The organism is Peptococcus simiae (assembly GCF_046569735.1).
Classification (GTDB): domain Bacteria; phylum Bacillota; class Peptococcia; order Peptococcales; family Peptococcaceae; genus Peptococcus; species Peptococcus simiae_A.
This window is the reverse complement of sequence record NZ_JBKICG010000021.1, coordinates 1-12769: the sequence shown is the minus strand read 5'-3', so window position 1 is coordinate 12769 and position 12769 is coordinate 1. Positions and strand designations below refer to the sequence as shown.

Genomic DNA, 12769 nt, shown 5'->3' with positions numbered 1-12769 from the left:
TTCTAAAAATACATCATCCTATCTATTTTAGCATATTCATACAGGCTGCTCAAATATCCGCCCGCTTGGTTACCTTGTCAATCCGCTCCCCATGCTTATGGCTAATGGGGAGGATGGTGACCAGGAAGGTGTAGATTTCCAACCGCCCGATGATCATCAGGACGGCGTCGTAATACTTGAGGGGGCTGGCCAGGTCAGAAAAACAGGTATAGCCCCCTGGTTCAGAAAAGAAAGCGCCCCCATTCCCAATACAGGTGGCCGACATAGACAGGGCCTCCATGTGGGATACGTCAAAGAAGCTGTTAATCATGGTCCCCACCAGGAGGAAGGACACATAGAGGAAGAAGAAAATCCCGGCATTGGTGGCCACCCGGGTGGGCAGGGCCGTATCCCCGACCTTGATGCTGGTAACCACCCGGGGGTGGATGATCCGCTGGAGTTCATTCTGGGTCTGCTTCAACATGATAAGGATCCGCTCAACCTTCATCCCCCCACTGGTCGACCCGCTACAGCCGCCGATGACCATCAGGATTAGGAGGATGTACTGGGTGAAAAAAGGCCAGTGTAAAAAGTTATCGTTGGTGTAGCCGGTTGTAGTGATAACCGATACCACCGAGAAGAGGGCATAGCGAAAGGCCGTACCGGCACCATTAACATGGTAAAGGGCCAGGTAGACGAAGGATAAAAGGGTGGCGATGGCAATAATGCTTACATACAGGCGAAATTCCAAGCTTTTAAAGGCCAGCTTAATAGACCGCTTGGCAAAAATCCGGTAAATCAGGATAAAGTTCATCCCGCCAATAAACATAAAGACAATGGTCACCCATTCTGCCGCCGGGTTCTGGAGGCCGCCAAAGCTGGCATCCATGGTCGAGTAGCCGCCGGTGGCAATGGTGGTCATGGCATGGTTGATGGCATCAAACCAGCCCAGACCACATATTTTCAGGGCCAGGGCATTCAGGAGAGTCAGGCTGACATAGGCATACCAAAGGCGTTTGGCATTATCCGATATCCGCGGGCTTATTTTTTCCTTCATTTGGCCAAACTCAGCCTTAAAAAGCTGCATACCACTGACGCCCAAACTGGAAAGAATGGCTACAAAAAGGACGACAATCCCCATCCCACCCAGCCATTGGGTCATGGACCGCCACAAAAGCATGCTTTCGGGTAGGACTTCCACACTTGGTAAAACGTTGATGCCTGTAGCTGTAAAGCCGGAGGCGGCCTCTAAGAGGGCATCCCCGAGTTCCGGATAGTAGCCGCTCAAGGCAAAGGGCAGAGCCCCAAAAAAAGAGGCGGCAAACCAGGTGATGGTTACCAGCCAAAGGCCTTCTTTAATGCCTAGGTTCCCCCGCGCCTGCCTAAAGGCCAAGTACAGGGTTGCCCCGGAAATCAAGGTGATCATAGCACTAATGGTAAAGGCTGCTGTATCCATCTCAATCTCTTTATAAGATATGATGAGTGGAACGAGCATAGTGCCCCCAATTAAAAGGAGGATCCGCCCCAATGCTGCTAAGACAATCTTATAGTTCATCTCTTCCTCTATTATCTAAACAAGCGTTTCAACTTTTTCATGGATGTTTTTGCTACAAATATATTTAAATTATCCTCAAACAAAAGTACATCATTACCTGTGGGAATAATGACCTGGCCATCCCGCAAAATAGAAACCACAATGACCCCCTTGGGAAATTTGATATCTTTAATCGCCTGGTTGGCCAGGGGGTGGCTTTCGCGGTCAATAATCAACTCGATGATTTGGGCAAAGCCGGTATTGACTTCCGCCATGGAAATCAGGGTCCCCTTTTGAATGAACCGCATAATGGCCTCACTGGTGAGCAGCCTGGGGCTGACCGATACATCTATCCCAACCGATTGGATAAGGGGCAGGTAGTCGCTCCGCCTAATCTGGGCGATGGTTTTCTTGGCCCCCAACCGGGACCCCATCAGGCAGGTCAACACATTCAGCTTGTCGTCTTCTGTCGTACTGACGAGGATGTCCACTTCGTCTATGCCCTCTTCCTGCAAGAGGTCAATGTCACTGGCATCTCCATGGAGGATAATAGTCGTGTCCAGGAGGGCGGACAGGCGTTCACAGCGGGCATAATTCTTTTCAATAATGGTGACGCGAATATTGGTCGGCTCCAGGTTTTTGGCCAGGTAATAGCCGGTCCGACCCCCACCGAGGATCATAACCTGTTCAGCCGGCCGCCGGTTAATCCCTATAGATTTTTCTACCGCTTCCATATCCTCTGTCCGGGAAATCAGGGTGAGCCGGTCGCCAGCTAAAATAATATCATCCCCATTGGGGATAATCAGGTCTCCATCGCGAAGGATGGAGGTAATTAAAAAGCGGTTGGCCCCAGTGAGATTTTTGAGCATCACATTGACAATAGCTGCCTTCTCAGGCACTTCAATTTCTAAGAGCATGACCTGCCTGGCATCAAAAAAGTTGACGTTCAAGGCCTCCGGCACCTGAATATAGTTGGTAATGGCATTGGCCGTAACCTGCTCCGGGTTGATGAAAAAGTCGATGCCCAGGGATTTATTGGCCTTCAATAGGGCATCCTGGGCGTATTCAACATTTCGCACCCGGGCCACTGTACAGTCTGCCCCACGCTGCTTGGCAAACATACAAGCCAACATATTGACCTCATCGCTGTCGGTCACGGCAACCAGCAGGTTGGCTTCCTTTAAATTTAGGTTTTGCTGAAAGCGGGGGCTGGCACCATTGCCAACCAGGACTTGGACATCCAAGTTATCATTAACGGTCTCAGCCCGGTCCGGGTCTTGTTCAACAACAATAACATCATGCTCCTGGTCAGAAAGCATTTCAGCCAAACTGAAGCCAACCTTCCCGGCACCGATGATGATTGCTTGCATGGTTTGCACCTCCTATCTTTTAACAGTGTATCATTGATCACAAGAAATTCAAGAGAAAAGAGCCCCCGCCAATACGACTGGCACAGGGGGCTCTATCTGCTTATTCTAGGTCTTCTACATTTTCCGGCTCTACCAGTTCTTCAATTAAGGCATTCAGCTGGTCTAGGCCAATGCCTGATGCGGCTGAAAAAATCAGGGGCTTTTTGGGACTGCCCAGGGCCCGCATAATTTTGCTGGTATGGGCCTGCCATTTTCCCTTCGGAACCTTGTCTGCCTTGGTGGCCACGACAGCCACCGGCAGGTCCTGGTCTATCAGCCAGTTAAACATGGCGACGTCATCCTTAGAGGGTTCGTGGCGGAGGTCTACCACCTGGAGAACCAGGACCAGGGGGACCCGGTTGGCCAGGTACTTTTCGATAAAGGCCTGCCACTTTTCCTTCTCCGTCCGGCTCACTCTTGCATAGCCATAGCCCGGACAGTCCACCAGGTAGAAGGGGGCAAGGTCAGACTGGATGGCATAGTAGTTCAACTGCTGGGTCTTCCCCGGCTGGGCACTGGTCCGGGCCAGGTTTTTTCGCTTAATGAGCCGGTTAATGAGGGAAGACTTCCCAACATTGGACCTGCCCACTAGGGCAATTTCCGGAAAGCCGTCATCCGGGTACTGGCTTGGGCCTACAGCGCCGCGTAAAAAGCTGGCTTCTTTAATCTGCATACTTCCTCCTAAACGAGGGCTTGCCGAAAGACATCGTCAATGGTTTCGCACAAGTGGAAGGCCAGGTCCTTCCGGACGGATGCCGGGATATCGTCGATATCGTCCTTATTGTCCTTGGGCAGGCAAATGGTCCGGCAGCCGCTCCGGTGGGCAGCAATGACCTTGTCCCGGATGCCGCCAACAGCCAAGACCTTGCCCCGGAGGGTGATTTCCCCGGTCATGGCCACATCTTTCCTGGTCTTCCGGCCACTCAAGGCGGAAACCATGGCCGTGGTCATGGTTACCCCTGCAGATGGGCCATCCTTAGGCACCGCCCCTTGGGGAATATGGAGGTGGAGGTCCCTATCCACATGGAAGTTGGTCGGCAGGTCCATTTTTTCCTGGAGGCTCCGGACCACTGCCAGGGCCAGGTAGGCGCTTTCCTGCATGGTCTCGCCCATCCGGCCGGTGAATTTCACATGCCCCTTGCCGGGCATGGTCTGGCATTCAATTTGCAGGATTTCCCCGCCCAGGCTGGTCCAAGCCATCCCAACAGCCACACCTACATCGTCCTTTTCGTCGGTAATCAAGTGCTTAACCAGGGGCTTGCCGAGATAGGTTTCCAGGTTCCGCTTTTGGATCCGGACAATCCCTTCTACTTCTCCACTAACCACCTGACGGGCCACCTTCCGGCAGACGCTCCCAATCTTGCGCTCCAGCTCCCGGACACCGGCTTCTGCGGTGTATTCCCGGATCATCCGGAGCAGGGCACCATCAGAAAAGCTGACCTGGTCCTTATTTAAGCCCTGGTCGGTAATCTGCCGCTTAACTAAGTAGCGCTTGCCGATTTCCATTTTCTCTTCTTCAGTGTAGCTGGGCATCTCAATGATTTCCATCCGGTCCCGCAGGGGGCCGGGGATGGTTTGGGTGGTATTGGCAGTGGTAATAAAGAGGACTCGGGACAGGTCAAAGGGTAGGTCCAGGTAATGGTCCTTAAAGGTATTGTTCTGGGCCGGGTCTAAGGCTTCCAACAAGGCCGAAGCCGGGTCCCCCCGGAAGTCCCTGTTCAGCTTATCGATTTCATCTAACAGGAAGACCGGGTTAGCTGAACCGGCATCCTGCATCCCGGCCATGAGGCGACCGGGCAGGGCACCGACATAGGTCCGCCGGTGACCGCGGATTTCAGCCTCGTCCTGGACCCCACCGAGGGCCAGGCGGACGTATTCTCGGCCGGTGGCCCGGGCAATAGACTTGGCCAGGGAGGTCTTCCCAACCCCGGGTGGCCCCACCAGGCAGATGATGGACCCCTTGCTTTCGCCATGCAGGATCCGAACAGCCAGGAATTCTAAAATCCGGTCCTTGACCTTTTCCAGGCCATAGTGATCTTCATCCAATACCGCTTCAGCCTGCCGGATGTCATGGTTTTCCTCGCTATAGGTTCCCCAGGGCAGGTCTAGAACGAATTCCAGGTAGTTGACCAGGTTACCATAGTCGGGGGTCATGGTAGACAGGCGGGCCAAGCGGTCTAATTCCCGGTTGAGCTTGGTCTTGATGTCCTCACCGGCCTTGAGGTCCGCAATGGCCGACCGGTAGGCAGTGATATCCGCTTCCTTATCGGCGCTTTCGCCCAGTTCTTCATTGATGACCTTAATCTTTTCTCGTAAATAGTAGTCCTTTTGAGACTTATCCAGGGCTTTTTTGAGCTTGTTATTGATGTCCGCTTCCAGGGCAATAAGTTCATTTTCCTTGACCAGGTGGCGGACGATAATGGCCAAGCGGGTTTCCAACTTGGGCTCAGCTAAAATGGCATACCGGTCTTCCAAGTCGGAAAAAAGTATCGAGGCCAGGTAGTCTACCTGGGCTTCATAGCCGACTAAGTCGCCATAGTGGTTGAGCTGGTCCTGATTCACGGCTCCGGATAACTGGGTGAATTTGAGAACTTCTTCATTGAGCCGACGGGCATAGGCCTCAAGGGTATTATCCGCCAGGGCATTGTCAGGCAGCTCTGTATAGAAGGGCTTCCAGAGGGCCTCCAGGTGAGGGTCCTCCTGGTTTAATTGGACCAGTTCAACCCGCTCGATGACTTTAACCACAATCCGCATACCGGAAATAGCCCCGGCTGGTACGATTTCTTTGATTTCTGCCAGGGTTCCCACCGGATAGAGGTCATCATAGGTCGGTTTCTCTGTTTCCAACTCCCGCTGGGTCAAAAGAACCACCTGGCCCCCAACCCCTGCCTCTTGAATGACCTTTTTGGACATCATCCGCCCAATGTCCAAGGTCATGTCTGAGCCCGGAAATAAGACCACCTGTCTCAGCGGAAGGGCACCGGAAATCCGGACCGGATCCTTGGGGCGAGAAGCGTCATGGTATTCGTTCGGTGACTTGTTCAAGGTATCACTTCCTTTAAAAAATGCCTTGCAAGGAGTCGCTTGCAAGGCATGAGATCAGTTCTTGGCTGAAGTTAAAATGACTTGGGTATCCTTTTTCCCCCGGATGACGTCGGCATCGATCACGATGCGCTCGACATCTTCCCGGCTGGGGACCTCGTACATGACATCCATCATGACCGTTTCCAGGATAGCCCGTAAGCCACGTGCACCTGTTTTGCGTGCTAGGGCATCTTCTGCAATAGCATCCAGGGCATCATCAGTAAATTCCAGCTCCACATCATCTAAAGCCAGGAGCTTTTTATATTGCTTGATCAAAGCATTTTTAGGCTCAGTCAGGATCTGCTTGAGCGCTTCCTTGTCTAAATTATCCAAGGATACCAGGTAGGGCACTCTCCCGATAAATTCGGGAATAAGCCCGTATTTCAGCATATCTTCCGGTTGGACCTGGTGCAGAATATGGTCCTTATGCACGGTGCGGTCTTCTTCCGACTTGTCGGTATTAAAGCCCAAGGCCTTATGGCCAACCCGCCGTTCAATGATTTTATCGAGGCCGTCAAAGGCGCCCCCTAAGATAAAGAGGATGTTGCTGGTATCCAACTGGATGAACTCCTGGTGGGGGTGCTTCCGGCCACCCTGGGGTGGGATGTTGGCTACCGTTCCTTCGATAATCTTCAAGAGTGCCTGTTGCACCCCTTCGCCGGAGACATCTCTGGTGATGGAGACATTTTCCCCTTTCCGGGCGATTTTATCAATTTCATCGATGTAAATAATCCCGCGACCAGCCGCTTCCAAGTCAAAATCAGCGGCCTGGAGAATTTTAAGCAGGACATTCTCCACATCTTCCCCAACATAGCCGGCCTCCGTCAAAGAGGTAGCATCTGCGATGGCAAAGGGCACCTTTAAAATCCGGGCCAAGGTTTGAGCCAGCAGAGTCTTCCCGCTCCCGGTTGGCCCAATCAAGCAAATGTTGGTTTTTTGGAGTTCTACATCGCCTTCAGGGTCCAACTCATGATTAATGCGCTTGTAATGGTTGTAGACCGCCACAGACAAGGCCTTCTTGGCCTCATCTTGGCCAATGACATACTCATCTAAAACGGCCTTGATTTCACTGGGCTTTAAGGCTTCGATTAAACCAAGGGTTTCCAGGTCTTCCTGGTGTTCATTGCTGAGAATATCATTGCAAAGGTCAACACACTCATTACAGATAAATACCCCGGGGCCCGCTATTAATTTTTTGACCGCATCTTGCGGTTTGCCACAAAAAGAACAATGGAGTTCTTCCTGGCCGATATTATTGTTACTCAAAAAACGATCCCCCTAAAGGTGTTTAGTCGTGGTTTTCAATGACCTTATCAATCAATCCGTATGCCAAGGCGCTGCCAGCGCTCATAAAGTTATCACGTTCTGTATCGACTTCCACCTTTTCCAAGGGCTGACCGGTCATTTCAGCTAAGTTTTCATTGAGCTTTTGGCGAATCCGTAAAATTTGCTCAGCATGAATTTTAATGTCCGAGGCTTGGCCAGAGGCCCCGCCGGACGGCTGGTGGATCATGATTTCACTATTGGGTAAGGCGAACCGTTTGCCCTTCTTGCCGGCAGCGAGTAAAAAGGCCCCCATACTGGCTGCCATGCCGATGCAGATGGTCTGGACATCCGGCTTAATATAGCGCATGGTGTCAAAAATAGCCATACCGGCGGTAACAGAACCGCCCGGGCTATTAATGTAGAGATAGATATCTTTTTCCGGGTCATCTGCTTCTAAGAAGAGCAGCTGGGCGACTATAGCATTGGCGGAAGCATCATTGACTTCGCCGCCAAGGAAAATAATTCTATCTTTTAAAAGGCGAGAGTAGATATCATAAGACCGTTCACCTTGACCAGTCTGTTCGATGACATAGGGTACTAAAACACTCATGTTGTATTTCCTCCTTTGTTAAACAAAACAGGCTATCTACAACTAATTACCCGATTTTTGCATTATCTAAAAGGAAATCAATGGTTTTTTCTAAAACCATGTTCCGGGAAATGCTGTCCCCCTGGCCCTGCATGATAAAGGCCCGTTTGATATCTTCTTTTTTCATTTGATACATGTCTGCCAAACGGTCAAATTCTGCTTCGACTTCTTCTTCATCAACGGTGATATTTTCCGCTTCTGCAATGGCTTCCAGGACAATGGTTGCCTTAACAGATTCTTCAGCCCGTTTTTTGAATTCACCGCGTAAGCCTTCCATATCGCCGCCGGTCAATTGCAGGTATTGTTCTAACTCAATCCCCTGGTTGCGCATGCTGTAGGCCATTTCATTGATGTAGTTGTCAGTTTCTTTTTCCACCAAGGATTGGGGGGCAACGACGTCGGAGTCTTCAACGACCTTTTCGGTGATCTTATTTTTATATTGGTTTTGAGTGGACTCTTCCACTTGTTTGGTCAGTTCTTTGCGGATGTCTTCCTTGTATTCATCCAAGGTGTCGAATTCGCTGACGTCTTTCGCGAATTCATCATCCAGGTCAGCCAGGACCTTCCGTTTGATGTCTTTAACGGTTACGGTAAAGACCACTTCCTGGCCGGCTAAGTCTTCAGCATGGTATTCTTCCGGGAAGGTCAGGGGGATGTCTTTCGTTTCCCCAACTTTCATGCCTACCATCCCATCTTCAAAGCCCGGGATAAAGCTGTTGGACCCGATGACCAGGTCATAGTTTTCGGCGGTGCCGCCTTCAAAGGCTACGCCGTCTTTCTTCCCTTCAAAGTCCAGGGTAACGCTGTCGCCTTGTTCAACACTGGCCCCTTCCGGCGCATCTTCCAGGAGGGCGGTCCGGTCTTGAGCGCGTTTTAGTTCAGCTTCGACCATCTCATCGCTGACTTCAGTATCCAGCTTTTCTAAGGCAATGCCCTTATAGTCCCCTAAGGCAACTTCTTGCTTGGTATCGACAACGACCTTAAAGATAAAGGGTTTATCCAGTTCAAGCTGTTCAACATCAAAGCTCGGTTCACCAATAGGTTTGATGGCATCGTTGTCTTTAATAGCTTCTAAGTAAGCCGGATAAACGACTTTTTCAGCAGCATCATAATAGAAGAAGTCTTTGCCATAGTGTTGTTCGATTAAAGCCTTGGGTGCTTTACCCTTGCGGAAACCAGGGATGGCAATTTTGTTCTTTTGCTCTTTATAGGCATCTTGCACAGCCTTATCAAAGACCTCTTGGTCTACTTCAATGGTCAATTCTTTCCGGACTTTATCAAGATCTTTAACTTCTAAATTCATAACTTTCCTCCTAAAATAGTTCCAGCTGCATACTTGCGACATCATGGTTGGTTATAAAAAAAACTGCAACCATTGGTCGCAGTTAATTAAGCGGAAAACGAGATTCGAACTCGCGACCCTCGCCTTGGCAAGGCGATGCTCTACCACTGAGCCATTTCCGCATGTGCGGGTGAAGGGACTTGAACCCCCACGTCGTGAAACGCCAGATCCTAAGTCTGGTGCGTCTGCCAATTCCGCCACACCCGCAATCTTCAATAGCCACACCAAAATTGTGGCCATTGACGGACTTTATAATACTACATGAGGCAAATGGTGTCAAGGGATTTGTTGTTTTTTCGTATAGAAGCCATTAGCTGTTTTTTATCGGGACCAGCCCTACTTCAGCCTACTTTTGGGGCCCTTCTTAGGCCTCCCTCCCTTCTCGCCCTTCAAGATTCTTCATCCTGGTCGGCGAAGGCCCTGATGGCTTGGTCGAGGTAAATGTCCCGGTCCAGCCGCATATCTTCTGCAGGAGCCGGAGGTGCAGCCGGCTGGTCCCTTAGCCTGTCCTGCTGGGCCTGACTTTCCAGGGCCATCTGGTCAAGGAGGTCTTTTAGCTTCTCCCCGGATCCGGCTTCTGGTTGGTCTTCCTCGGCCAGGTCATCGATAAAGGCGTAAACCATCGCTTGCAAAATCGTTTTTGGAATATCCATAGCCAACCTCCTTAGCGATGTTCACACAGGGTTACCTGATCATATAGCGACAAGGGCCTACAGGCCGATAAAGGAAAAGACCCCTGCCGTGGCTAAACTGACCAGAGCTGCGGCAATGCAAACCCCTAAAAAGATAGATGGAACGGCATCTCTGAGCCGCATATTTAAAATCGTCGCGACCAAGGCACCTGTCCAGGCCCCGGTCCCCGGCAAAGGAATGGCCACCAGGATGCAGAGACCGAGCCAGCGGTATTTTTTGACGGTTTGGCTTTTTAAGTGGGCCCGGGCTTCCAGTTGGTCAGCCAACTTAGCCAGCCGGGGGATCCCCTTCATCCAATTAAGGATATGCCGCATGAGGAGGAGGATAAAGGGCACAGGCACCATATTGCCAAGGATGCTGGTGGCCACCACCGGGATAGCCGCTAGGCCCAAAGAGGCCCCTAGGGGGATGGCTGCCCGCAATTCCAGCACAGGCAGCATGGCCGTAATAAAGACGGTTAGGTAACGACCTAGGTCAGATGATGCAAATTCAATCGGCATTGTCGCCTCCTTACAAAATCCCTCATCATCAAAATAAAAAGCGCCGAGTGGTGGACCACTCGGCGTCCTATTTTATTCACAGTTAAGCAATGGCATCCACCATGTCACTGCCTGCAACATCCTGATCAATACCCTTGACCCGCCATACAGAGGTGTAGTCAAAGTTCCAACCATTGCTCTCCATATAGCCGTAAACAACGCCAAAGGTCCCACAGCTTTCCAAGGTTACCGGGGCGCCGCTGGCATCTTCTCCCCAATAAAAAGCCACGTGGCCATCCCCTAGGATGATATCCCCGGGCTTAATGTCTTCCCAGCTGATTTGTTCCAGGTATTCGGTGTAGTTGGGCAGGGTATAGGTGGTAAAGGCCCAGCTTTCTTTTGGCAGAAAGCCGGCATCCATGAGGGCCGTATGCACAAAGCTGGAGCAGTCGCGGTAGCCATCGGTCATCCGTTGGGGTTGGCTATAGTGCCAGCCCAGCATTTTCTCGGCTTCTTTTTTCAGTTGCAGGCGGCCGCTGGATGGAGAAAAGTCCTTCCAGCTCATGACCGACCCCTTATAGTAACCGGTAGAGGCATCTACGGAATAGAGGGGGTTGGCTGCAATAAAGCTTTCATTAGAAGTAACCATGGGCTGCTGGAGAGTCGCATCATCCTTATCGGTGGGGATGGGCACAATAGCGACTTCATCAACCGTATTTTCCTTTTCCTTGTGGTTCAGGACAAGGCTTGTAGGGGCATCGGCCTGGCCTTCTTCTGCCACAGCTGCTGGGCTGGCGGCCTCTTGCCGGCCACTTTCTTCTGCTGCAGCTGGCTCGCTGGCAGCTTGGTCGGCCTGCTTCTCAGCCTTGGCTGCAGGTGCCGTTGTATCGGATTTAGAGGCGTCAGCCTTAGCGGCCTTTTTATCTGTTTTCTTATCCGCCTCTTTAGCGTCCTTTTTCTCGCCAGCCTTATCCGCCTTGCTGTCCTCTGCTGTCTTAGCGGCTTTCTTACCTTCCTTAGCCGCCTCTTTTTCCTTTTCTTCAGCGGCCTTGGCCTCTTCCTCGGCCAGGCGTTTTTCCAGGGCTTCGACCTCTTTTTCATCGACTTCTTCGCCCTTTTGGTTAACAAAAATATCCCGACCGTCTTTGACAATTTTATATATAACTGTATCTTTATAAACCAAGTAGGGCTCATCCTGGGCCTCAGCCGAAATCCCGGCCAGCGGGGATGCCAGTAAACCCGCGATGGTCATAGCGCCAATGATTTTTTTAGCGGTTCCTTTCATCAGTCAGCCTCCGTCAATCTATGATGTTATATATCCATATATTAAGCGTCATCTTCCATCTCTTACTATACCTGAACCAGCTGTATTATGCTAGACCTACAAGTAAGATTTTACTATTTCTCATAAAGTTTGCAGCCCGCCTCATCCGGTCAACAAGCCCCTTGACAAGTGGCGGTCAACAAAAAAGACTGCCTTCAGGCAGTCTTTTTTGTTCCAGATGCGCTATAAAGGACTCGAACCTTTGACACCCTGATTAAAAGTCAGATGCTCTACCACCTGAGCTAATAGCGCAAATAAAGTATAATTTTGCCGAAGCAAACTGGGGTAGCAGGATTCGAACCTACGAATGCGGGAGTCAAAGTCCCGTGCCTTACCGCTTGGCGATACCCCAACAAAGGGTGGATGATGGGAATCGAACCCACGAGTGCCGGAGCCACAATCCGGTGCGTTAACCACTTCGCCACATCCACCAAAATAAACACGCGCCTGGAGGGATTCGAACCCCCGACCCTCGGATTAGAAGTCCGATGCTCTATCCAGCTGAGCTACAGGCGCAAAAGCTGGTCGGAAGCGAACACCGTAGCTTTCAGAATCCCGAAGGCGGCCGTTTCCTGTGTCGCGAAGACTATTTTAGCATAGACACCCGTAAAGTACAAGCCCATTTTTTACATTTTCTAAAAAAATAGCGGGTGATGGGAATCGAACCCACGTAGCTGGCTTGGAAGGCCAGAACTCTACCATTGAGCTACACCCGCATCAATTATCGGGGCGGAGGGATTCGAACCCCCGACCCCATGGTCCCAAACCACGTACGCTACCAAACTGCGCTACGCCCCGACAACACGGATAATTATAGCAAATTGTTTATGGGGCGTCAAGAAAAGATATTCCTAGGCCCCCCCTTCCCTGCCCCATTCACAGGCCAAAAAGAATACTTCGGGGTGGCCTTGCGAAAGGCATTTGCACTTAAAGCCATCTAATTTGAGGTTTGACCTTTATTTTACAGCCAAAATACGGTATCTTATATTTGAATAAATACTTCATATTAT

Annotated in this window: 10 protein-coding genes and 8 tRNA genes; all 18 read right to left on the bottom strand. The window is 50.9% G+C overall.

Going from position 1 to position 12769, the window contains the following annotated elements:
- Positions 1-49: 49 nt before the first annotated feature.
- Positions 50-1534: a TrkH family potassium uptake protein gene (locus tag ACLGL1_RS08375; RefSeq protein ID WP_411008228.1), complete on the bottom strand. Its 1485-nt coding sequence runs from the start codon at positions 1532-1534 to the stop codon at positions 50-52.
- 11 nt (positions 1535-1545) lie between these two features.
- Positions 1546-2883, bottom strand: a complete 1338-nt coding sequence (gene trkA, locus ACLGL1_RS08370) for a Trk system potassium transporter TrkA (protein ID WP_411008227.1) — start codon at positions 2881-2883, stop codon at positions 1546-1548.
- A gap of 100 nt (positions 2884-2983) precedes the next feature.
- The gene (gene yihA, locus ACLGL1_RS08365) at positions 2984-3595 is read right to left on the bottom strand and encodes a ribosome biogenesis GTP-binding protein YihA/YsxC (RefSeq protein WP_411008226.1); all 612 of its coding nucleotides are present in this window, start codon (positions 3593-3595) and stop codon (positions 2984-2986) included.
- 8 nt (positions 3596-3603) lie between these two features.
- A complete protein-coding gene (lon, locus tag ACLGL1_RS08360) occupies positions 3604-5967 on the bottom strand; it encodes an endopeptidase La (protein WP_411008225.1) in 2364 nt (787 codons plus the stop codon).
- Positions 5968-6021: 54 nt separating this feature from the next.
- Positions 6022-7272 carry an ATP-dependent Clp protease ATP-binding subunit ClpX gene (gene clpX / locus ACLGL1_RS08355; protein WP_411008224.1) on the bottom strand — a complete coding sequence of 417 codons (1251 nt, stop codon included), beginning with the start codon at positions 7270-7272 and terminating at the stop codon, positions 6022-6024.
- 22 nt (positions 7273-7294) lie between these two features.
- Complete coding sequence (clpP, locus tag ACLGL1_RS08350) at positions 7295-7882, bottom strand: ATP-dependent Clp endopeptidase proteolytic subunit ClpP (RefSeq protein ID WP_411008223.1); 588 nt, start codon at positions 7880-7882, stop codon at positions 7295-7297.
- Positions 7883-7928: 46 nt separating this feature from the next.
- Positions 7929-9224, bottom strand: coding sequence for a trigger factor (tig, locus tag ACLGL1_RS08345; protein WP_411008222.1), 1296 nt, complete (start codon positions 9222-9224; stop codon positions 7929-7931).
- A gap of 89 nt (positions 9225-9313) precedes the next feature.
- Positions 9314-9385: transfer RNA gene (locus ACLGL1_RS08340), tRNA-Gly, on the bottom strand.
- A gap of 3 nt (positions 9386-9388) precedes the next feature.
- Positions 9389-9470: transfer RNA gene (locus tag ACLGL1_RS08335), tRNA-Leu, on the bottom strand.
- A 182-nt stretch (positions 9471-9652) separates the two neighbouring features.
- Positions 9653-9916 carry a hypothetical protein gene (locus tag ACLGL1_RS08330; RefSeq protein ID WP_411008221.1) on the bottom strand — a complete coding sequence of 88 codons (264 nt, stop codon included), beginning with the start codon at positions 9914-9916 and terminating at the stop codon, positions 9653-9655.
- Positions 9917-9973: 57 nt separating this feature from the next.
- Positions 9974-10456: a COG2426 family protein gene (locus ACLGL1_RS08325; RefSeq protein WP_411008220.1), complete on the bottom strand. Its 483-nt coding sequence runs from the start codon at positions 10454-10456 to the stop codon at positions 9974-9976.
- An 82-nt stretch (positions 10457-10538) separates the two neighbouring features.
- Positions 10539-11720, bottom strand: a complete 1182-nt coding sequence (locus ACLGL1_RS08320; protein ID WP_411008219.1) for a hypothetical protein — start codon at positions 11718-11720, stop codon at positions 10539-10541.
- Positions 11721-11938: 218 nt separating this feature from the next.
- Positions 11939-12011, bottom strand: a tRNA-Lys gene (locus tag ACLGL1_RS08315).
- A 28-nt stretch (positions 12012-12039) separates the two neighbouring features.
- Positions 12040-12111 (bottom strand) — tRNA-Gln (locus ACLGL1_RS08310).
- Positions 12112-12117: 6 nt separating this feature from the next.
- Positions 12118-12190, bottom strand: a tRNA-His gene (locus ACLGL1_RS08305).
- 11 nt (positions 12191-12201) lie between these two features.
- Positions 12202-12275: transfer RNA gene (locus ACLGL1_RS08300), tRNA-Arg, on the bottom strand.
- Between the two features lie 129 nt (positions 12276-12404).
- Positions 12405-12475, bottom strand: a tRNA-Gly gene (locus ACLGL1_RS08295).
- Positions 12476-12483: 8 nt separating this feature from the next.
- Positions 12484-12557, bottom strand: a tRNA-Pro gene (locus tag ACLGL1_RS08290).
- Positions 12558-12769: the final 212 nt, after the last annotated feature.